Raw genomic sequence first — 20213 nt, 5'->3', positions numbered from 1 at the left:
TGGTAGGCACGAAAACCTTAATGGTCGCGGACTTGAAGGTCGGTGCCAGACAATTGTACGGTATCTGCTAGGTGTCCACCTGGTTTTTGTGTATTGTGTCGGATGTTCCCAGTTGTCTGGAGTCGAGGCGATCATGGCGTTACTTACCCCCGCGGCTGATCTCAGTCGTGGTTTTAAGACCTATATCGAAGGCGTACGGTGGTTGCGGGCGCATCCTCGCTACTTGCTGCTCCTTGCCGTGCCATGGTTTGGTGGGTTTGGTAGCGTGGTGGCAGGTCTGACGGCGATGGTGGCCTACGCACCTGAACTGACGGCGACGCTCCTGTTCACCCAGCCTGCAGGTTGGCCGATGCTGGGCCTTTACTATCTGGTTAAGACGGGCCTCTTTTTAGGCGGAGTGCTTTTGGTGCTGGTGGCTGGGGCTCTCATCATGAGCGTCGTGGCTGCACCGGTTTACGAGGCGATTTCGGTCGCCGTCGAGCGTGAGCGTACTGGGACTGTGGCTGGTACGGCCGGCTTCCGCGGTATGCTGCGGGTTCTGTGGCTTGAGTTTAAAAAGGTGAGCTTGATTCTCGCCTTGTCCATCTTGCTTGTGTTTGTTCCGGGGCTCAATGTATTCTCCGGACTCTTGGCGGCATTTTTGGCTGGTTGGGATTTATTCGATTACCCAATGGCGCGCCGTGGGTGGCCTTTGCGGACGCGGCTAGGCGTGGCGCGACGTGAGGCCTGGGCGGTGCTGGGGCTTGGCCTTTGGCTAGCGATCCCCTTTACACAGATGTTAACGCTACCGTTAGCGGTGGCTGGAGCGACTTTGCTGAATCTTGACGCGCTGGCGCGTGATCGGCAACTAAACCGGATTGATTCCTAGGAGGATGCGGATGCTGGCAGGTAATGAGAGCCGCAAGGCGATTGAGCAAGCAGTAGGGTCTATTGAGAAGCAGTTTGGCAAGGGCGCCATCATGCGCCTCGGCGAGAAGAATGCGCTGGCGGAGCGGATCGAGACGATCCCCACTGGCGCTCTGTCGCTCGATATCGCTCTTGGTATCGGTGGACTGCCGCGCGGACGGATTGTGGAGATCTTTGGTCCTGAGTCTAGCGGTAAGACCACTTTGACCCTGCACCTTGTGGCTGAGGCGCAGCGGCGTGGTGGTGTGGCTGCCTTTATCGATGCTGAGCATGCACTCGATACCTCGTACGCTAAGAGTATCGGTGTCAAGCTTGAGGACCTGCTGGTTTCTCAGCCCGACACTGGTGAGCAGGCGCTTGAGATTGTCGACCTCCTCGTAAAGAGCAATGCTGTTGATGTGATCGTCGTCGACTCGGTAGCGGCTTTGACGCCCAAGGCTGAGATCGAGGGTGAGATGGGTGATAGCCATGTGGGTTTGCAGGCGCGTCTCATGTCGCAGGCCCTGCGTAAACTTACGGCTTCCGTCGCGCGCTCGAAGACGATGGTGGTCTTCATCAACCAGCTGCGGATGAAGATCGGCGTGATGTTCGGTAACCCCGAGACCACGACGGGCGGTAACGCGTTGAAGTTCTACTCCAGCGTACGCCTAGATATTCGCCGTATCGCTTCGGTTAAGCAGGGCGAGGAGGTGGTCGGTAGCCGCGTTAAGATTAAAGTGGTCAAGAACAAGGTGGCTGCGCCGTTCAGGACGGCTGAATTTGACGTCATGTTTGGTACTGGTATTTCCCGTATTGGCGATATGATCGATCTCGCCGTGGCCAAAAACATCATCGCTAAGACGGGCGCTTGGTTTGCTTACAAAGAAGAGCGTCTTGGCCAGGGCCGCGAGAATGCCAAGGAGTTTCTTGAGCAGAATCCGTCCGTGGCAGCCAAGATCGAGCAAGAGGTTTTGACGGCCTACAACATCGGTAAGACCGGCGAGGCGGAGGCATCCGCTGAGAGTAAGACTTCCTTAGCGGCGTCTACGCCGGCTAAAGATGCTAAGGCTGAGCCTCAGCGTGCAGGGGCGGCAGCCGCATCAGCGGCTCCCGCTCTGGCAGCTAACGCAGCCAACGCAGCGGCTAAGCTGGTACCTAAGAAGCCAGGCGCCGTCGCCGCTAGCAAGTAAGGCGAGTCACTAAACTAAACGCGCTTCACCATCCGGGTGAGGTGCGTTTTTTCTTGCCTGGTATCTGAGTTGCTGCCCAGTGACCACCAAATAATTTCGATTCAGTCTAAAGATTTTTGCCCAAAATGCCGATAAGCGCCGGACTAATGTGTCTGGAGTTAGAGAAATGCAGATATTAAAAGCAATTATTGCCGGCCTACTGGTCGTCAACTTGCAGGCTTGTGGTTTACATTCAGAGCAGCCGTTACAGGAGCGAGCGCAACGAGCTGCGGCAAGTTTTGCCGAAGATACGGCACAATTTATTCGTAGCTCATCATCAAGTGACCGGCAAACGTTTGTAGCCAACTTCAAAGCACTGCCGATCACTACATTCTACGATTTACTAGAGGCCGTCGTCCCTCGTGGTGAAGTCGCCATTCGCGGCAAGATAGTCACTGACTTTGCCCAACTAGTGGCAGGCAATCGAGCGCAGATTGATAGCTATGGGTCCCGCTATAAGTCGGTGGGTGATCTCATTGCGAAAGAGGGCCTAAAGATCAACCTGCCACAGGCGGCAGGAACGATCTTAAACAGTTTCGACGATCTGTACGAAAACTTAAAGCAACCTAAATCCGTTGCTCTCGGTTTACTTGGCTATAGTCGGCGTCAAATTCGTGCAAGTGAAGATTCAAACGAGTGCATTGGGGATAAGCCCACAAGCGACATGCCCTACGAATGTTACGGTGAATACAAGGTAACAGAATTTAGAAAAGATCATGTCGAGGAGCATCTACATCCACCTAAAGATCGTAATAAATCACTACATACCATATTCACTAATGAAGCAGTAATCTCGACGATGTATCGCAATCTACGGGATGCCATCACTCCGGTCAAAGGCCCAATATATGACCCCGAGCATAATTCCAATGCGATCTGGTTCAAAATAAAAAATGCTGGGATCAATGGTGAGCAGTATGTACAAGTCAACGTCCGACCCAACAAAAACATGGTAACAGCGTACCCAGTCTCACATGTGCCATAATTTAACCACGTAGATTTTATTGATTATGGAATCAACGAATAAAAATCCGAATCCGAAATCCCAGCGTTTTTACACAGGAATGGTTTTGTTTTTGCTGCTAAAAACAACCTTTTTGCAGGCAGCGGAACCCAGTCCAAATGCGAAGTTGCAACAAGCGCCTACACCAGAACTCATCATGAACGATGATTACTGGCCACCGTACGCTTTCGGTGGACGTGAGGGTCATCCCAAAGGATTCATCAAAGAGATCGTCGAACGTTGTGCGCCATCGACTGGGTACAAGATTAATTTTGTTCCATATCCCATCGCCCGCACGCGCGCATTCATGGAGTCTGGAGTGATCGACTTTCACGTGTATTCCTACGATAAGGCACGCGAGAGCTTTCTAAACTATGGTACGGAGCCGCTCTTTACCTCAGCCTACCAACCCGCCGTGCGTGCCGCCTCTGAAATTAAGATCGATAGCATTGCCGACTTTGATCCTCTAAGAATGGGCGGACTCTTGGGTCTCGTCTACACGCCGGAATTTAAGAAATACATCGACGATCGAGCAGCCAAAGGTCGCTACGATGTCACCGACCAGGAGGCCGTAAATATCATCAAACTTATGAATAACCGCATCGATGTCTTTGTTAATCACAAAAACACGATTCTTTGGTTTGCGGGTCAACAAGGATATCGTGACCGTGTCAAGGTGCTTGATTATGTGGTGAAGCGTGCCAACTACTTCGTCAGTTTATCTAAGAAGTCTCCACGACTCCAAGGTGAGGAGGCTACTCGGTTTCTAGCCTCGATGGATAGCTGTATACGCCAGCTAAAATCGACTTCGTTTTATCAGCAGCTGACGGAGAAATATCACATCGAAGAGTGAAACCGTAAACGTCACCTATTTGGGGCGGATCATCTGCTTTTCCCACTGGCTCCAGTCGCGGACTATTTCGGGCATAGGGATCCGTGGTCGTTCACCCTCGCCAAGCGCTGCGACGACTTGACTCATCGATACAGCGTGCTTATCCTCGTCGCGGATGACGCCTTTGACGAGCACTCGTGCGCACACGGAACCTTCGCGGATGAATTCGTGTTCGATATAAAACCACTTGTCATCCCAGTAAATGACCTTAGTGGAGAGTTCAAAACGTTGGAATAGCTCAAGCGATCTACGGAACGTCACCGCAGCCGTAGCGATGACGGGGAACCACCGGTTCTTTTTGAACACCCGAAGCATACCCGTGCGCGCGGACCAATCGTAGCGTCCGATATCACACAGCGTCAGGTAACGACCGTTGTTTAAATGCTTGTAGGCGTCGATGTCACCAGGAAGCACGCGCAGGGGGGTCCGAATTTCTGCAAGGGGGTCGGTGCGCTGCGCTAGTTTGGACCTGGCGATGATGCGAGGCAATCTTAGCCAGACGTACATAGGGCCCCTATCTCAGTTTCTCTAGTGCAGGTTTCCAGGTTGCCGTGAGGCCGGCGGTGGCTTCTGATTGGTCAAGCCACATGTGGGAGCCCGTGGGCTCAAGAGCCGACTCTTCGAGACCCGTCTGAAAGATGTGGTATCCGGCGGTGTCGGTCGCTACTTCGGCCAGTTTGTGGAAGGTCTGACAGGCGTCTTTAGCGAAAGTTGAAGTTACGAGACGCCAGGCGGCCTCGGCGGGATGCTCGTTTGGCAGCAAAGCAATCTCAGGTAAAGCGATGGAAGCGCCAGCGCGCAGATCTGGGGACTGGACCAGGAGTTCGGCTTTCTCGTTTTTGGTGCGAGTCACGCACACGGCTACTCGTTCCATCGTCGGATTGGTCATCAACTTCTCCCCCCTTAAATAAAGATCGCCGCAGGGTTAGGATGTAGCCCCGCGCGGCACACTTTCCTTACCCACGATGGCGCCAGTTTGTCGCCCCTATTTCTTCATCTTGCTGATTGCATTATAGTTATACCATTCATTGGAAAAAAATACCGCCCCCTAGGAGGCTCAGGTGCTATTTTGGATCGGCGAGTTACTAGAGAAACAATTTGGGCCGTTCCGCCTCTTCACCTCGTATCTATTTTTGGGAGGTTGGAGCGTCAGCCTTTGTTGGCTTTTGACCTTTATCTTGCTCCCGAGGCTGTCCAGGCTGCTGCCGCGTGACCGGGGACGTGCCCATGCTGTGCAGAGCTCGGCGGCGCAAGGCAAGCCTACAGGAGCAGGGGTGATATTCATCTCTATTTTTACTTTAGTGGAGCTGATCGTCTTGCCACCGACGAATCAGTCTCTAGCGGTGATCCTTCTAAACTACCTGGCTATGCTATCCGGTTGGTTTGACGACAAGGCGATCGACTCCTGGAGCGAATACAAGAAGGGGCTCATCGATGTGTTCCTGGCTGTGGCTGCCTCGACGTTACTCTGCGACGCTCAGACCACGACCATCTGGCTGCCATTCACCAAAACCATGCTGAGCGTGCCACCCTGGCTCTTTATCGCTGGTGGCACGGTACTGATCTGGACGGCGATCAACTCGACTAACTGCACCGATGGTGTGGACGGGCTCTCTGGTACGCTCACAGCAGTCGCATTCACAAGTCTGGGTGGGCTCCTGTACTTTGTCCTTGGCCACAAGGAAATTGCTAATTATCTGCTGCTACCTCATTACCAAGACGGGGCTGTCTGGGGCATTATGGCCTTCTCACTGGTAGGTACGATCCTCGGTTATCTTTGGTACAACGCCAACCCCAGTAGCCTCCTTATGGGCGACGCCGGATCGCGCTCGCTAGGTTTTCTTCTCGGCGTCTTTGTCATCAAGACCGGTAATCCCTTCATGATTTTTATAGTCTCAGCGGTACTTTTAGTTAATGGTGGCACGGGACTGGTCAAAGTTGCATTACTGCGGTTTTTCAAGATCGCCATCTTCAGAACAGTCAGGTTTCCCTTGCACGATCACGTACGCCATAACAAAGGCTGGTCGAACACGCAGGTGCTAGTGCGGTTTGCCCTGGTGCAGGTGATGATGACGATGATCACCCTGGTGCTCTTAATTAAGGTCCGGTGATTAGGTGCCTACACCGCGCATCTTGAGGTGCATGTTATCGCGTTTGGTCGCTTGGGCCAGGGCTTGCTCGGCACTAATGACGCCGGCTTTAAATAGTGCTAGTAGCGAATCATCGAAGGTTTGCATGCCGTAGGCCTCACCGCTGTGGCCAATGATCCCGTGGAGGTCCTCGAAATTTCCGTTTTTGAGGATGTGGTCTCTCACCGTAGCGTTATTGACGAGGATCTCGAATGCTGCCACGCGCGCCTTACCGTCAATGCGGGTGACCAGGCGCTGGGAAATCACGGCTTTGAGAGTACTTGCCATCATCTGACGCAGCACTTCATGTTGATGCGGCGGGAAGTACGAGAGCATACGCGTGAGCGTCTCGGCTGCGTCCGTCGTGTGCAAGGTGGAGAGGACTAGATGACCGGTTTCTGCGGCCATCAGGGCGGTTTCGATAGTGTTTTGATCACGCAGCTCGCCGACTAGGATGACATCAGGGTTTTGCCGCATGGCCCCGTGGAGCGCTGTGGCAAAAGACTCGGCGTCTATGCCAATCTCTCGCTGCTGAATGGTCGACATGTGGTCGGCGAACAAAAATTCGATAGGGTCTTCGATCGTCACAATGTGTGTTGAACGCTCCTTGTTGATGCGCTGCACCATGGCTGCCAAAGTTGTCGACTTGCCAGAGCCGGTTGCTCCCGTCACCAGGACTAGTCCGCGTTTTTCGTCGCTGAGGCGCTTTAGTATTTTTGGTAGTTGCAGTTCTTCCATGGAGCGTATGTGCTGCGTGATAACGCGAAACACCAGGCTAAAAGTCTGCCGCTGCTTAAAGACGTGTCCGCGGAAGCGATTGCCATCCAATGTTTGATAGGCAAAATCGGCGTCGCCACGCTTCTCGAGGCGCTCGCGGAGGTGCGCCGGAAGGATCCGCGTGACCCAGTCGGACATGATTTCGACGGTGATTTCCTGGCCGTCGCTTAACTGGATGATGTCACCATTAAAGCGAAACCGTGGCATAACGCCGGTCTTCAGTAAGACGTCGCTTGCTCCGCCACGCACAGCTACCTTCAAGATGCGGTCTAATTCCATTTTAGCTGATCCACTTAATTGTTGGTCTCGGAGGCACCCCCCCCCTTTGGCGCGTATCGGCTTACTACCTAGGATAACTTAAGAAACCGGAGCTGACCGGGTTTGGGAAAACCGTCAAAAAGCGGCTTATCTTTCGAGGTTCGGATGGTGTGTGCTAACATCCCTAAAGCGTTGCGTAATAGGGCGAAAACCAACAGTTAAGTGGATCAGTTTAAAAATGAAACCCACTCAAATCCTAGCATTAGCATGCGTAATCTCGGCGGTTTTTGGCGGTACAGCTATGGCAAAACCAGGTCGACGGCCGGCCAATGACGGCGGCGGTAGCGGGGCAGGGGGGGTGAGTGGATTCAGCTTGGATAGGCTTCCGCCAGGCAAGAACGTGACGAGGCCTCGTCCTGCTACGACCTATGTCCGTCTCTCGAGTCGCGTCGTTCTGACGGGGACCGACATGCCGCAGACGCTGCGTTTTATGCCTATCAATTTGGCGAGTGGCTCCGTGCGTTCCCTGCGTCTTGCCATCTTCGACAAGAACTCGGAGCGGGTGCAGTACGTGCGCGTGAGTCCAGACACGCCGTTCCTCTATCCCATTAAAGATTTATCACCGATCACAGTGATTGCTGAGGCGATTGCTGGCGGTAGTGAAGGCCTTCAGCTACAGGTCGAAAGCGATAAGCCTCTAGACGTAGCCCACTGAGTCGGCTAAGGTTTTTAATAGTTTTACGAGTCATAAGTTGGCCTGACCTGTTGTGATGATGGCTTCCCTACACTTGAGGAGGATGCTCAAAATGAAGGCTCAATTAGTGAAGATGGCGCTCTGCGCCATGACCTTATCTCCAGCCGCTTTGGCTGCAGATAAGTCCGAGGACGGTGCTGGCGGCAGTGACCGCCAGACTTTGGATAATCAGTTTTGGTGGCCGAAGCGTTTAGACTTAGGACCGCTACGCCAGCACGGTGATAGCTCCGATCCCCAGGGCGCTAAGTTCAACTACGGTGATGAGTTCAAAAAGTTAGATCTGAAGGCCGTCAAGAAAGAGATCGCCAAGGTCCTGACCACGTCTCAGGACTGGTGGCCTGCTGACTGGGGCACCTATGCACCGTTTTTCATCCGCATGGCCTGGCACAGTGCCGGAACTTACCGGATTGCCGATGGGCGTGGTGGTGCCGGTGGTGGGCAGCAGCGTTTTGAGCCGCTTAACAGCTGGCCAGACAACGCCAATTTGGACAAGGCGCGTCGGCTCCTGTGGCCGATTAAGAAGAAGTACGGCAAAAAGCTATCTTGGGCGGACTTGATGGTCCTTGCTGGCAACGTGGCACTCGAGTCTATGGGTTTTGAAACCTACGGATTCGCCGGTGGTCGTCCCGATGATTGGGAGGCCGATCTTGTTTACTGGGGGCCGGAGAAAAAGTTCCTCGCCGACGAGCGCTACAAAGGCGACCGTAAACTCGATAACCCGCTTGCAGCCGTGCAAATGGGCCTCATCTACGTGAATCCTGAGGGCCCGAACGGTAAGCCTGATCCGCTGGCAGCGGCCAAAGACATCCGCGAGACCTTTGGCCGGATGGCGATGAACGACGAAGAGACCGTCGCCCTGATAGCCGGTGGTCACACCTTTGGTAAAGCGCACGGTGCTAAAGATCCGTCTAAGTGTCTTGGTCCAGAGCCGGCCGCCGCGGGCATCGAGGAGCAAGGGTTTGGCTGGAAGAACAAGTGTGGCAAAGGCCATGGCGCCGACACGATCACCAGTGGCCTTGAAGGCGCCTGGTCGGTTAGCCCCACCAAGTGGACCTCGCAATACCTGGACAACCTATTTGCTTTCGAATGGGAGCAGACCAAGAGTCCTGCCGGTGCAACGCAGTGGATACCGAAGGATGATGCTGGGAATAATCTGGTTCCCGACGCTCACGACAAGACGAAACGTCATGCACCGATCATGTTTACAACGGACTTGGCGCTTAAGTTTGATCCTGCCTACCAAAAGATCGCCAAGCGTTTCCAAGAAAATCCACAGGAATTTCAGCGCGCCTTTGCCAAAGCTTGGTTTAAGCTGATGCACCGCGACATGGGTCCACGTTCGCGCTACCTTGGTCCTGAAGTGCCTAAGGAAGAGTTGGCATGGCAAGACCCAGTACCAGCAGCTACCTCCAAGCCGCTCGTTGCTAAAGACATCGCAGCGCTCAAGGCAAAGATCCTCAGCTCGGGGTTCAGCACTGCGGACCTCGTCCGTACGGCATGGGCTTCGGCTGCCAGCTTCCGCGGCACTGATATGCGCGGTGGTGCTAACGGGGCGCGGATTCGTCTAGCTCCGATGAAAGACTGGGCCGTCAACGATCCAGCTGAGCTTACCAAAACCTTGGCTAAACTGGAGTCGATTCAAAGCGACTTCAATAAGGCGCAGGGTAAGAGTGGCAAACAAGTATCTCTCGCCGACGTGATCGTACTCGGTGGCAACGCTGCCATCGAGAAGGCGGCAAAAGCTGCTGGCGTCACGGTAGAAGTGCCGTTTACCCCAGGCCGCACCGATGCTAGCCAAGAGCAAACGGACGTGGTTGCAGTCTCCGTGCTTGAGCCGAAGGCTGATGCTTTCCGTAACTTCTACGGCGAAGGCAATTTCCTGTCACCGACAGAGATGTTGGTGGAGCGTGCCAATCTTCTGACCTTGACTGTTCCGGAAATGACTGTGCTCGTTGGCGGCATGCGAGCCTTGGATGCTAACTCGGGACACTCTAAACACGGTATCTTGACCGCGAAGCCGGGTACTCTCACGAACGACTTCTTCGTCAACCTGCTTGACATGTCTACTGCATGGCAAAAATCCGCTAATGACGAAGGTATCTACGAAGGTGTGGATCGCAAGTCGGGCGCCGTTAAGTGGACCGCGACCCCAGTTGATCTGATCTTTGGCTCGCAGTCGGAGCTCCGCGCTCTTGCTGAGTACTACGCCGCTGAAGACAGCAAGGACCAGTTCGTTCGTGACTTTGCTAAAGCGTGGGGCAAAGTTATGATGCTTGATCGCTTCGACGTGAAGTCGTAACGACTCGCATGTAGTCTGACACAAAGTCCCTGCATATCTCGGTTTGCAGGGACTTTGATGCGTTAAATCGATGTTTTTCTTTACGCGAGATGCAAGGCTGCAAAAAACAAAATGCTGACCAAGGATGCCGCCATGAGTCGAACAGTTGCGAATCGACTTTTTAGAAACAGATCTTTTATCCTTGTGTGCCTCTGCCCGGTGGCGCTCTCTGTTGGCGCATACTGGCGGCTCAGCGATGAATCGAGTAACAATAGGCAGGAAGTTTACGAGGCACCCAATCACGCGGTGACCGCTGCACCCGAGGTAACTGCGTCTGAGCAAGGTGCGGACCAGACAAATTTGAACGCCGAAATTCAGCATCTTCAGATTATGGAAATGGAACTCGCCCATGCCAAAGCTGCAGTGAGCCGCGGCAAACGTCGTCTGGCAGAGTTGGAAAAAAGTGGCCGCGCTGGTGCTGATAGTCTCGATGCCAAAACAACGCGCGATAAACTCGAGGCTGACCGAAAGTTAGTCGAGCGGCTTAAGTCAGCCCTAAAAGTTCAGGAAAGTGCGGTGGCCACGCTCAGGGGTAGGACGGCCGGCGCCACTACGACGGCAAGGTAGAGGCATCTGGATCTGTGTTTCTAGGCCCTCTAGGTCATTCACTGGACGCCACAAGTGGGCGTCTGATCCGTCTGCCAGCATCCTAGCTCCTGGTTGCGCATAGCGACTGAGTAGTAGCAGGAGCTTACCGCTTCACCACAGTAGCCGGGAATATGGCCGCCACCAAAGGCACCGCCAGGTGCGTTGGCGCACTCTTGATGCATCCACTGTAGCTCGCTGCAGTCACAGCCAGTCGCTACCAAATGATAAAAGTCGCGATATTCGGACGTGCTCGTGTCGCCAGGGTGGTGGTGGTGTCTAAGTTCTGAACTGCTGCTTTCGTTTTTCTTGGCGCAGGCACTGGCGAGCACAATCAACGACATGACGATAAGCAATCGCATTTTGTGGGAAAACTGACGCATCTCAATATCTCCGTTTAAGACCATAACAACACCACGCTTCCTAAGGTGCAGAAAACGTGCCAGCGGCAGGCGAGTTACCTACTGCGTTTGCTCGCGATTCTGGACAAGGTCTTGTCCGAGGACATACCAGATCTGTTTGGTTTAGAGCGCACCAAGATACCGTCGCTGCGTCGGTTATTGTGGATCATTTACTCATCGCCACCTTTCAAGCCGAACATTGAAGGTCTTAGTCGGGATCTTGGGCTGGCAAAGGAATCTGTCTATTTTTATCTGGAGTGTTTAGAAAAGGCAGGCCTGCTGAAATCCTACAAAGCCAATAAGTCTGGTGCCAAGCATGCACGCAAGCCAGCCAAATTATATCCGGCCAACACCAATCTTCTTGCCGCAATTGTCAGTCAAGCTAGTTTAGATTTCGATCCCGGCATGGTTCGAGAAGTCTTTTTTCAAGCAGCGATTTCTGAGGTACTCAAGGTACACACGCATCTCACAGCAGATTTTTTAGTTGAATCTAAATTGGTATTCGAAGTTGGTGGTCCGGGTAAAGACCTGCGCCAAGTAGAACATGCAAAAACCGAAGGTTTTTTGGCGCTCGATGGGATCGAAGTAGGCTCTGGTAAACGGATTCCTCTTTATTTATTCGGATTTTTGTATTGATGAGTGCCAACCTTCCATTTCAGCATCTGACTGGCTACCTATGTCCAGCTTCGATCGTTCCGCGATTGATCTAAAAGAGGCGCAGCAAGTCTCGCTGCGTCTCTAAAACGCGCTCAGCAATGAATTTCATGAACGGCCCATCATCAACATGGGCCTCTTCTAGGCGTGCAATGTAGGACGCACGGAGAACCGGCGGAATAATAGCGATCGTATATCCGCGACGGAGGAGGCAAAGATTCATCAGAAGGCGCGCAACGCGCCCGTTACCATCGATGAATGGGTGTATAAATACAAATCGTTTGTGTGCCTCGGCGGCAAAAGTTACCGGGTGCAGGGACGATTCGTGGCGACTAAGCCAATCAAAAAAGTCGCTCATTGCGTTTTTGATCTTGCTCGGAGCGACAGTGGGATATTGCGACCCGCTGATGATGACTGGTTCTTGCCTGTAGGCACCGGCCTGACTGCTATCGATCTGGTGGTAAAACAGCCGGTGTAAAGCTAGGACATCGGCTGCTGTTATGGTTGGGTTACTCAGCAGCGTGTACATGTGATCGTAAGCTTTGGCGTGCCCAGTGGCTTCGTAAATATCGCGCAGAGGTTTGCCGCCGACAGTGAGCCCGTCTTCGAGCAGCACCTTGGTCTCAGACTCTGTCAAAGAGTTGCCTTCCAGAGCGTTGCTCGTATACGTGAGACCGATGCGGTAATAGGCCTTAAGCTGATCTAGGCCGCGGCCCTCAAACGGTCGCAGTTTGTCGATTTCAGACTTTAGCCTATCGATCTCATCAAGCAGCATGGGATGCACCGTTCCGTCACCTAAGTCAGCGATAAAGGGCATCACCACGATTCGGTCCCGTGCCGACCATCATCACCGGTGCGCCGATGTGGCGCTCCACCTCGGCCACGAACTGACGCGCCGCCGCAGGTAGATCAGCGATCTTGCCGCTGCGTGGGATCTCCTCGCTCCAGCCCGGTAGTGTTACGTAGACGGGCTGGCACTGCTCCAGCACTTCGGTATCCCACGGCATGGTGGTGAGCTCGCCCTCGGTGGGGTGACGGTAGGCAACAGCGATCTTGACCTCTTTGAGGCCAGTCAGGATGTCCATTTTGTTGAGGATGACACCGCTTAGACCATTGACGTCGACGACGTAACGCAGCGCCACGGCATCTAGCCAACCAACGCGCCGTGGTCGGCCCGTCGTCGCACCAAACTCCTGCCCCTTGGCGGCGAGGGACTTGCCGACTTCGTCATGAAGCTCGGTCGGGAATGGGCCCGCACCGACTCGGGTGACGTAGCCCTTAGCAATGCCGATGCAAGCACCGATATGCCGCGGAGCCAGGCCGATGCTCTGGCAAGCGCCTGCCGATCCCGTCGTGCTGCTGGTGACGAAAGGGTAGGTACCGTGGTCGATATCGAGCAGCGCGCCCTGAGCGCCCTCGAGCAGCACTTTTTTACCTGCCGCAACGGCAGTGCGAATCTTGGCCTCTGCATCGGTGACAAAGGGAGCCAGCCTTGTAGCTGCCGCCTCAAATGCCACCCAGGCCTCATGGCGGTCATGCAGGACCTTCGTGAATTCGGGATGCAGCTCGCGCATCTGCTGCAGCCAACGCTTGCGACTCGTCTCGTTCACAAAGTGACCTAGGCGCAGACCAGAACGCGAGGCCTTGTCTGAGTATGTCGGGCCAATGCCGCGCTTAGTGGTGCCAATCGCCCCGTGGCTACGGCTTTCGCGCTGCTCGTCTAGGTAGATATGCCAAGGTGTGATGACATGGGCGCGGCCCGAAAGCCAGAGACGGCTCGGGTGCAGCGTCACGCCAAATTCTGCCGCCCGTTCCATCTCAATCACCAGCTGCGCCGGATTGACGACGACGCCAGCCGCTAGGGCACTGACCTGGCCGTCATGGAAGATGCCGCTGGGCAGCTGATGCAGCACAATTTTTTTGCCGTTAACGTAGAGAGTATGGCCGGCGTTGTTGCCGCCCTGATAGCGCACGACTAGCTCTGCCTCAGCTGCCAGGGAGTCGATCCATTTACCCTTGCCTTCGTCGCCCCACTGGGCGCCGATGAGGACGGTGGTGGACGTGTTGATGGCCTTTTGGTTACCGGGCTGGGCTAGTGCGTTCATGGGGTGGTCTCTCGGCTACGTAGTGCTTAGATGTTGCTCGTGATCGCAGGGATGAAAACGCTCAGAATCGCTAAGTGTATTTCGACCCAGTTGTAGACGACCATCCAGCCGCTGTCCACTGGAAGTCACCGCATCAGCGTGATATGAAACGTCGCGACGCGACGAACCAGAATTAGCAGACGGTGGTACAGGCTATGAGCGGCGGAACGGGAGCGGCAAGTTTTGATAACCTATGGGCCATTTCACCCCTGGACGGCCGCTACGGCGGGCAACTAAGCGGGCTTGGGCGCTTCGTCAGCGAGGGGGCTCTGATCCGCTACCGGGCGCAGGTCGAGGTGCAGTGGGTGCTCCATCTCGCAGTACTTCCCGAGACGCAGAAGTACTTAGAACTGAGCCCCGCCTGTGCCGCAGTCCTACGTGAGCTGGCAACATCCAAGGCGGACGATTGGCAACGTCTCGTCAAAGAGATCGAACGCACCACCAACCACGACGTCAAGGCCGTCGAGTACTATCTGCAAGAGCGGCTGAAAGCTGCCGGTGCAACCAATAAGACTCTGGCGTTCATCCACTTTGCCTGCACCTCTGAGGATATCAACAACCTGGCCTACGCCCTGATGCTTCGCGATTTGCGCGAGCATCGGATCTTGCCCCTGCTGCAGGAGATCTTGCAGGACCTCGCAGCCAAGGCGGCTGAGTACGCTGCCTTGCCGATGTTGGCTCGAACGCACGGGCAGACGGCGACGCCTACCACGCTAGGTAAAGAGTTGGCGGTGTTTGGCCACCGCCTTCAGCGGCAGATGATCTTTCTCAACGCCCTGCAGATCGACGGCAAGATCAACGGCGCGGTCGGCAACTACAACGCGCATGTGGCCGCTTTCCCCGAACTCGACTGGCCGCGTGTGGCGCGGTCCTTTGTCGAGGAGCGGCTTGGTCTTAGTTTTAACCCACTGACGACGCAGATTGAAAATCACGATTCTCTTGTCGAGTTCGCGGGCGTGCTGGCTCACATCAATACGCTACTGATCGGACTAAGCCGTGACATTTGGTCCTACGTGTCGATAGGCTACTTCAAACAGCGGGTCAAAGCGGGTGAGGTCGGCTCGAGCACGATGCCGCACAAGGTCAACCCCATCGACTTTGAGAACGCCGAGGGCAACTTTGGTATCGCCAATGCCATAGCCCGCCACTTTGCCGACAAGTTACCGATCTCGCGCTGGCAGCGCGATCTGAGTGACTCGACCGTGCTGCGGGCGATCGGGGAACTTGTGGGCCACAGCGAGCTTGGCTGGCGGTCGCTGCTGCGCGGCCTCGGCAAGATCATTGCGGCACCCGCGGCTATTGAGCGCGATCTTGGCGAAGCCTGGGAGGTCCTTGCCGAGCCGGTGCAGACCGTGATGCGGCGCCACGGCGTGGTCGATGCTTACGAGCGGCTCAAGGCTGCGACCCGCGGCAAGGCCGTGACGCGTGAGACGTTGCTTGCCGTAATTGCGGACTGTCAGGAGTTGCCGGCAGAGGTGAAGAAGCAGTTATCAGCCATGACTCCGACTGGCTATACTGGACTGGCGGAGAAGCTGGCGCGCGACTTCGCGACGTCAGTCACCCAGTAACCACGTTACGACATCAGGCTTGGACATCAGGCTAAGACAGCGCGGGAGGCGGCATGCTGCTCAGTGAGTTGGCTAAATATTTAGGCGCAGAACTAATTCCTCCACCGGCGACGGCGGGGGGTTGGGATCTCGAGGTCCGTGGTGTTGAACCCATTGCGACGGCGCGGCCGGGCAGTGTGACCTTCATCGCCAGCGAAGACTTCGCCCAGTATCTCGGTAGCACTGCGGCAAGCGCCGTGATCGTCGGCAAGGCGCGGCCCGAGGTCAAAGGAGCGCAGCTGGTACACAAGAATCCCTACTGGGCGTTCGCTCGCACGGCCCAGGTGTTTTATCCCCCCAAGAAAGAAACGCCGGGACGCGCGCCGACGGCGCATATTGATCCCGCAGCTGAGATCGACGCCACCGCTACGGTTTACCCCTTTGCCTACGTCGCCGCCGGTACCAAGATTGGGCCGCGCGTGGTGCTCTACCCTGGGGTCTATGTTGGCGAGCGGGTTGTGATCGGCGAGGACACGGTGGTCAAGGCCAATGCCGTGATCGAGGCCGACGTACAAATCGGTAAACGCGTTCTGATTCATGCCGGCACGGTGATCGGTGCTGATGGTTTTGGCTTCGCTCCTGGTGCAGACGGTCACGCCAAGATTCCGCAGATTGGTGGCGTCATCATCAATGACGATGTTGAGATTGGTGCCTTGTCGACGGTCGACCGCGGTGCTCTCGAGCACACGGTCGTCGGGCGCGGGACCAAGATGGATGATCACACCCATATGGCGCACGGGACCTCAACAGGCGAGCATTGCATTATGTGCGCTTATGCGGCCCTGGCCGGATCTGCGCACCTCGGCAACTGGGTGGTCATCGGTGGCCATACCGGTGTCACCAACAAGGTCCGGCTGGCTGACAAAGTCCAGGTCGGAGCCTGCTCGGGTGTGACCAAGGATCTCGATGAAGAAGGGGTTTACATCGGCTTTCCTGCCCAACCTGCTGGTGAGTGGCGACGACAAATTGCCCGCGCTCGCCGATTCACCTCGTTGGAGGATAGAATAAAGAGCTTGGAAGCCACCATTGCAGCAATGACTAAAGCCAACGAGGCGCCATGAGCACTAATCGTGCCGACATCGTCGATATAAACTTCAGTAAATGTGTCCGCGCTGGCACCTTGCCCGAGTCGCGCACGGGACTCAGCCTCGCAGCTGCAGGCCTATCGCCGACGGCGGCTTGCGACCTTTTCGAATCGCAGGTGATGAGTCGTCATCTCGACCTGACGGCGCGCCTGCTGAAGACCCGCGGCGAAAGCTTTTATACGATTGGTAGCTCGGGACACGAGGGTAACGCCGTTTTTGGCATGACCTTCAAGCTGACCGACATGGCGTTCCTGCACTACCGCAGCGGCGCTCTATTTCTTCAGCGGCAAAAGCAGCTCGCCGGCTCGACGCCGATTTGGGACATGCTGCTCTCGCTCGCCGCCTCGGCCGAGGATCCGATCTCGGGTGGGCGGCATAAAGTATTTGGCAGTCTGCCACTCTTAGTACCGCCGCAGACTAGCACCATCGCTTCGCACTTGCCCAAGGCAGTGGGCATGGCGCTGTCGATTCGCCGGGCGCAAGACTTAGGACTTGAGAGCACGGTGCCGCACGACGCCGTCGTGCTCTGCAACTTTGGCGATGCCTCGCATAATCATGCGACGGCGCTCAGCGCTTTTAACGCGGCCTCGTGGGCAGCCTACCAGAACGTGCCGGTACCGATCGTGTTTATTTGCGAGGACAACGGCATCGGCATATCGGTGGCGACACCTGGGGGCTGGCTCTCGACTGTGGCAGCTAGCAAACCAGCCATGCGCTATGTGCAGTGCGACGGCCGCGATCTGGCATCGACCTACGAAGCCGCCATGGCCGTGGTGGACTATACGCGGCGCACACGGCGGCCTGCGTTCCTTCATATGCAAACGGTGCGGCTCCTCGGCCATGCTGGATCGGATATGGAGCAGCAGTACCTTAGCAACGCGCAGATAGAGCGGGCTGAGAGCGATGATCCCTTGCTGCACTCAGCGAGTCTGCTGATCCGCGAGGGTGTACTCAGTGCGGACGAAGTGCTGCATCTTTATGAATCGGTACGCGCTCGCGTCAATCGCGCGGCCGAGCATGCTATCGTGCGGCCCAAACTGCTCACCTCGCCCGAGGTGATGGCCAGCGTCATCCCGCCAGTACGTCAGGAGGCGCTGCCACCGCTACCGACTGAGGCTGAGCGGCAAAAGCTATTTGGCAGCGATTGGCGTTACATGGATAAGCCGCAGCATATGGCCAAGCTCCTTAACTGGGCTCTGGCGGATGTTTTGTTGCGCTATAAAAATACTGTGGTTTTTGGCGAAGACGTCGCGCAAAAGGGCGGCGTTTACAATGTCACCAACGGTCTCCATCAGAAGTTTGGCCCGCGCCGGGTGTTCAACTCGCTACTCGACGAGACGAGTATCCTGGGTACTGCCATCGGCATGGCGCACAATGGATTTTTGCCCATACCGGAGATTCAGTTCCTGGCCTACGTGCACAATGCTGAGGATCAGCTACGCGGCGAGGCCTCGACTTTGTCCTTTTTCTCCGAGGGGCGCTTCACCAACCCCATGGTCGTCCGGGTGGCGGGTCTGGCTTATCAGAAAGGCTTTGGTGGTCACTTCCACAACGATAATTCGCTGGCTGTGTTCCGCGACCTGCCGGGCGTCATCATAGCCTGTCCTGCGACTCCAGATGATGCCGCGATGATGCTGCGTAGTGCCGTCAGGGCGGCCTACTTGGAGCAACGTGTGGTGGTCTTCGTCGAGCCCATTGCGCTCTACATGACCAAGGACCTCGTCACCGCAAATGATGGCGGCTGGTTGGCGCGCTATCCGGAGCCTGAGCGTGAGATCCCAGTCGGTGAATTTGGTGTCTACGGCGAGAGCAAAAAACTAGCCATCATCACCTACGGCAACGGTACCTATCTATCGCGCCAGGCCGTGCACGAGCTCGAGACTAAACATAAGCTCAAGGCTAAGATTATTGACCTGAGGTGGCTAGCTCCGCTCAATGCTGAGGCCATTGCCGCAGCGGTGGAAGATGTCAAAGCCGTCTTGATCGTGGACGAATGCCGGCGCACCGGTTCCCAAAGCGAAGCTCTGGTGACGCTGCTCGTGGAGCACATGAAGAAGCTGCCGCGGATCCGCCGCGTCACGGCGGAAGACTGTTTCATCCCACTCGGCCGCGCGGCGACGGTGCTACTGCCGAGCAAGGAGGCCATCGTGGCGGCTGCTTTGGAGATTTCCGCTTAGAACTGCGTGCTCCTTAGTCCTAAAACTTGCGAAACGGACCAAAACATATGCGTAAAACTGCAGTAGTCATATGCCCAGGACGAGGCACTTACACCAAGACCGAGCTCGGTTATCTGAACCGCCACCGTCCGCGGGTAGACAATTTTCTTAGTCGGCTAGACTCGCGGCTCGCGGCTTTGGGCGAGCCCACGGTCAGTGCTCTTGATGGTGCCAAGACCTTTAGTCTAAAGACGCATACGCCTGGCGAATACGCTTCGACCCTGATTTATGCCTGCTCGGCGGCTGACTTTATGGCCATTAGCCAAGACAAGATTGAGATCGTTGCCGTCACGGGTAACTCGATGGGGTGGTACACGACCCTGGCCCTTGGAGGATCTCTCGACGAGGCCGGTGCGTTCTCCCTGATCCACGGCATGGGCAGCATGATGCGCGGCGGTATCATTGGTGGGCAGCTGATTTACCCTGTGGTCGACGAGGATTGGCGTTATGCCCCAGAGCGTGCCGCCTCGCTCGCCAAGGCCTTGGCCGATGTTCAGGCGACGCCAGGGTGTGAGGCGCATCCCAGCATACACTTTGGTGGTTACGCCATCATCGGTGGCAACGAACCAGCGCTGCAGCTTCTGATGAAAGCGCTTCCACCAGTGGACGACAACAAATACCCGTTTGTCCTTGTGAATCACGCGGCCTTTCACACGCCCCTTTTGAACGGCATCTCTGAACGCGCCTTTGCCACATTTGGCACGGATATATTTCAGGCTCCTAAGTTGCCGCTGATCGACGGTCGTGGTCACATTTGGCAGCCATACAGCACAGATCCTCGTGAATTACGCGCGTACACACTCGGCCATCAGGTGTATGCAACCTATGATTTCAGCCGTGCAGTGTCTGTCGCACTTAAAGAATTTGCCCCTGATTACCTGATCTTGCTCGGTCCTGGCGCCACATCTGGCGGTGCTATCGGTCAGATACTGATCGAAAATCGGTGGCTTGGTCTTGAAAATAAAGGTGATTTTACGCGCCGCCAGGCGGCGGAGCCATTCTTGGTGGCGATGGGACGCCCGGATCAGGCCCCTTTGGTGGTATAGGAACACCTGCATTTTACATTTTTTTTACGCCCTGTGGCTTGTAAACAGGCTGATTCGCATCTTTATTAGCAAGCAGTGCGATCAAGAACGTGAACCAAGCGAAGTCCCTGGTTGTGACGCGTCACAGCGTGGGGTATGACACGGGTCACGTCTATGCTCGTCGCAGCAGTGTTCCCCCCAACTGAACGTATTCGAGCTTTTGGAGAGCAA

Annotated in this window: 19 protein-coding genes; 13 read left to right on the top strand and 6 right to left on the bottom strand. The window is 55.6% G+C overall.

Annotation, left to right across the window (positions count from 1 at the left end; genetic code table 11):
- Nucleotides 1–133: 133 nt before the first annotated feature.
- The 4 genes from FJ146_12255 (at nucleotide 134) to FJ146_12240 (ending at nucleotide 3970) form a co-directional block, all read left to right on the top strand.
- Nucleotides 134–868, top strand: coding sequence for a hypothetical protein (locus tag FJ146_12255; protein MBM4252738.1), 735 nt, complete (start codon nucleotides 134–136; stop codon nucleotides 866–868).
- A gap of 10 nt (nucleotides 869–878) precedes the next feature.
- The gene (gene recA, locus FJ146_12250; protein ID MBM4252737.1) at nucleotides 879–2075 is read left to right on the top strand and encodes a recombinase RecA; all 1197 of its coding nucleotides are present in this window, start codon (nucleotides 879–881) and stop codon (nucleotides 2073–2075) included.
- Between the two features lie 166 nt (nucleotides 2076–2241).
- A complete protein-coding gene (locus FJ146_12245) occupies nucleotides 2242–3099 on the top strand; it encodes a hypothetical protein (GenBank protein MBM4252736.1) in 858 nt (285 codons plus the stop codon).
- A 25-nt stretch (nucleotides 3100–3124) separates the two neighbouring features.
- Nucleotides 3125–3970, top strand: coding sequence for an amino acid ABC transporter substrate-binding protein (locus FJ146_12240; protein ID MBM4252735.1), 846 nt, complete (start codon nucleotides 3125–3127; stop codon nucleotides 3968–3970).
- 15 nt (nucleotides 3971–3985) lie between these two features.
- On the opposite strand, the gene FJ146_12235 is transcribed toward FJ146_12240, so the two are convergent.
- Together FJ146_12235 and FJ146_12230 are read right to left on the bottom strand one after the other, a co-directional pair.
- On the bottom strand, nucleotides 3986–4516 hold the full coding sequence (locus FJ146_12235) for a thioesterase (protein ID MBM4252734.1): 531 nt from the start codon (nucleotides 4514–4516) through the stop codon (nucleotides 3986–3988).
- A gap of 7 nt (nucleotides 4517–4523) precedes the next feature.
- Nucleotides 4524–4898, bottom strand: coding sequence for a hypothetical protein (locus tag FJ146_12230; protein MBM4252733.1), 375 nt, complete (start codon nucleotides 4896–4898; stop codon nucleotides 4524–4526).
- A 172-nt stretch (nucleotides 4899–5070) separates the two neighbouring features.
- Here FJ146_12230 and FJ146_12225 point away from each other — a divergent pair, with 172 nt between their 5' ends.
- Nucleotides 5071–6120 (top strand): phospho-N-acetylmuramoyl-pentapeptide-transferase, encoded by a 1050-nt coding sequence (locus tag FJ146_12225; GenBank protein ID MBM4252732.1) that lies wholly within the window; start codon nucleotides 5071–5073, stop codon nucleotides 6118–6120.
- On the opposite strand, the gene FJ146_12220 is transcribed toward FJ146_12225, so the two are convergent.
- Entirely contained in the window at nucleotides 6121–7194 is a 1074-nt protein-coding gene (locus FJ146_12220) for a PilT/PilU family type 4a pilus ATPase (protein MBM4252731.1), read from the bottom strand.
- Between the two features lie 217 nt (nucleotides 7195–7411).
- On the opposite strand from FJ146_12220, the gene FJ146_12215 reads away from it, so the two are divergent.
- The 3 genes from FJ146_12215 to FJ146_12205 all read left to right on the top strand — a co-directional run bounded on the left by FJ146_12215 (nucleotide 7412) and on the right by FJ146_12205 (nucleotide 10832).
- Entirely contained in the window at nucleotides 7412–7888 is a 477-nt protein-coding gene (locus FJ146_12215; protein ID MBM4252730.1) for a hypothetical protein, read from the top strand.
- A 112-nt stretch (nucleotides 7889–8000) separates the two neighbouring features.
- Nucleotides 8001–10226 carry a catalase/peroxidase HPI gene (gene katG / locus FJ146_12210; GenBank protein MBM4252729.1) on the top strand — a complete coding sequence of 742 codons (2226 nt, stop codon included), beginning with the start codon at nucleotides 8001–8003 and terminating at the stop codon, nucleotides 10224–10226.
- A 132-nt stretch (nucleotides 10227–10358) separates the two neighbouring features.
- Nucleotides 10359–10832 (top strand): hypothetical protein, encoded by a 474-nt coding sequence (locus tag FJ146_12205; protein MBM4252728.1) that lies wholly within the window; start codon nucleotides 10359–10361, stop codon nucleotides 10830–10832.
- Between the two features lie 38 nt (nucleotides 10833–10870).
- Here FJ146_12205 and FJ146_12200 read toward each other — a convergent pair whose 3' ends face one another.
- Complete coding sequence (locus tag FJ146_12200; GenBank protein ID MBM4252727.1) at nucleotides 10871–11233, bottom strand: hypothetical protein; 363 nt, start codon at nucleotides 11231–11233, stop codon at nucleotides 10871–10873.
- Between the two features lie 45 nt (nucleotides 11234–11278).
- Between FJ146_12200 and FJ146_12195 the strand changes: the two genes are divergently transcribed.
- A complete protein-coding gene (locus tag FJ146_12195) occupies nucleotides 11279–11887 on the top strand; it encodes an ATP-binding protein (protein MBM4252726.1) in 609 nt (202 codons plus the stop codon).
- A gap of 70 nt (nucleotides 11888–11957) precedes the next feature.
- On the opposite strand, the gene FJ146_12190 is transcribed toward FJ146_12195, so the two are convergent.
- Nucleotides 11958–12680 (bottom strand): Fic family protein, encoded by a 723-nt coding sequence (locus FJ146_12190; protein MBM4252725.1) that lies wholly within the window; start codon nucleotides 12678–12680, stop codon nucleotides 11958–11960.
- A gap of 25 nt (nucleotides 12681–12705) precedes the next feature.
- Entirely contained in the window at nucleotides 12706–14010 is a 1305-nt protein-coding gene (locus tag FJ146_12185) for an adenylosuccinate synthase (GenBank protein MBM4252724.1), read from the bottom strand.
- A gap of 194 nt (nucleotides 14011–14204) precedes the next feature.
- Between FJ146_12185 and purB the strand changes: the two genes are divergently transcribed.
- Genes purB through FJ146_12165 form a run of 4 tightly spaced genes read left to right on the top strand, consistent with a single transcriptional unit; the run spans nucleotide 14205 to nucleotide 20003 of the window.
- Nucleotides 14205–15617 carry an adenylosuccinate lyase gene (purB, locus tag FJ146_12180; protein ID MBM4252723.1) on the top strand — a complete coding sequence of 471 codons (1413 nt, stop codon included), beginning with the start codon at nucleotides 14205–14207 and terminating at the stop codon, nucleotides 15615–15617.
- Between the two features lie 53 nt (nucleotides 15618–15670).
- Nucleotides 15671–16717: a UDP-3-O-(3-hydroxymyristoyl)glucosamine N-acyltransferase gene (gene lpxD, locus FJ146_12175; protein ID MBM4252722.1), complete on the top strand. Its 1047-nt coding sequence runs from the start codon at nucleotides 15671–15673 to the stop codon at nucleotides 16715–16717.
- A complete protein-coding gene (locus FJ146_12170) occupies nucleotides 16714–18918 on the top strand; it encodes an MFS transporter (GenBank protein ID MBM4252721.1) in 2205 nt (734 codons plus the stop codon). Before lpxD ends, FJ146_12170 begins: the two co-directional genes overlap by 4 nt.
- Nucleotides 18919–18965: 47 nt before the next feature.
- Nucleotides 18966–20003 (top strand): ACP S-malonyltransferase, encoded by a 1038-nt coding sequence (locus FJ146_12165; GenBank protein MBM4252720.1) that lies wholly within the window; start codon nucleotides 18966–18968, stop codon nucleotides 20001–20003.
- The last annotated feature ends 210 nt before the right edge of the window (nucleotides 20004–20213 follow it).

It is taken from the genome of Deltaproteobacteria bacterium, assembly GCA_016874735.1.
GTDB lineage: Bacteria > Bdellovibrionota_B > Oligoflexia > Oligoflexales > CAIYRB01 > CAIYRB01.
The sequence above is the reverse complement of the archived record's forward strand: the minus strand, read 5'-3'. Positions and strand labels throughout refer to the sequence as shown.

Excerpts from the sequence above, each read along its gene's own strand:
- FJ146_12255 (MBM4252738.1), top strand. The coding sequence starts at position 134 with ATGGCGTTACTTACCCCCGCGGCTGATCTCAGTCGTGGTTTTAAGACC.
- recA (MBM4252737.1), top strand. The coding sequence starts at position 879 with ATGCTGGCAGGTAATGAGAGCCGCAAGGCGATTGAGCAAGCAGTAGGG.
- FJ146_12245 (MBM4252736.1), top strand. The coding sequence starts at position 2,242 with ATGCAGATATTAAAAGCAATTATTGCCGGCCTACTGGTCGTCAACTTG.
- FJ146_12240 (MBM4252735.1), top strand. The coding sequence starts at position 3,125 with ATGGAATCAACGAATAAAAATCCGAATCCGAAATCCCAGCGTTTTTAC.
- FJ146_12235 (MBM4252734.1), bottom strand. The coding sequence starts at position 4,516 with ATGTACGTCTGGCTAAGATTGCCTCGCATCATCGCCAGGTCCAAACTA.
- FJ146_12230 (MBM4252733.1), bottom strand. The coding sequence starts at position 4,898 with ATGACCAATCCGACGATGGAACGAGTAGCCGTGTGCGTGACTCGCACC.
- FJ146_12220 (MBM4252731.1), bottom strand. The coding sequence starts at position 7,194 with ATGGAATTAGACCGCATCTTGAAGGTAGCTGTGCGTGGCGGAGCAAGC.
- FJ146_12215 (MBM4252730.1), top strand. The coding sequence starts at position 7,412 with ATGAAACCCACTCAAATCCTAGCATTAGCATGCGTAATCTCGGCGGTT.
- katG (MBM4252729.1), top strand. The coding sequence starts at position 8,001 with ATGGCGCTCTGCGCCATGACCTTATCTCCAGCCGCTTTGGCTGCAGAT.
- FJ146_12205 (MBM4252728.1), top strand. The coding sequence starts at position 10,359 with ATGAGTCGAACAGTTGCGAATCGACTTTTTAGAAACAGATCTTTTATC.
- FJ146_12200 (MBM4252727.1), bottom strand. The coding sequence starts at position 11,233 with ATGCGTCAGTTTTCCCACAAAATGCGATTGCTTATCGTCATGTCGTTG.
- FJ146_12190 (MBM4252725.1), bottom strand. The coding sequence starts at position 12,680 with ATGCTGCTTGATGAGATCGATAGGCTAAAGTCTGAAATCGACAAACTG.
- FJ146_12185 (MBM4252724.1), bottom strand. The coding sequence starts at position 14,010 with ATGAACGCACTAGCCCAGCCCGGTAACCAAAAGGCCATCAACACGTCC.
- purB (MBM4252723.1), top strand. The coding sequence starts at position 14,205 with ATGAGCGGCGGAACGGGAGCGGCAAGTTTTGATAACCTATGGGCCATT.
- lpxD (MBM4252722.1), top strand. The coding sequence starts at position 15,671 with ATGCTGCTCAGTGAGTTGGCTAAATATTTAGGCGCAGAACTAATTCCT.
- FJ146_12170 (MBM4252721.1), top strand. The coding sequence starts at position 16,714 with ATGAGCACTAATCGTGCCGACATCGTCGATATAAACTTCAGTAAATGT.
- FJ146_12165 (MBM4252720.1), top strand. The coding sequence starts at position 18,966 with ATGCGTAAAACTGCAGTAGTCATATGCCCAGGACGAGGCACTTACACC.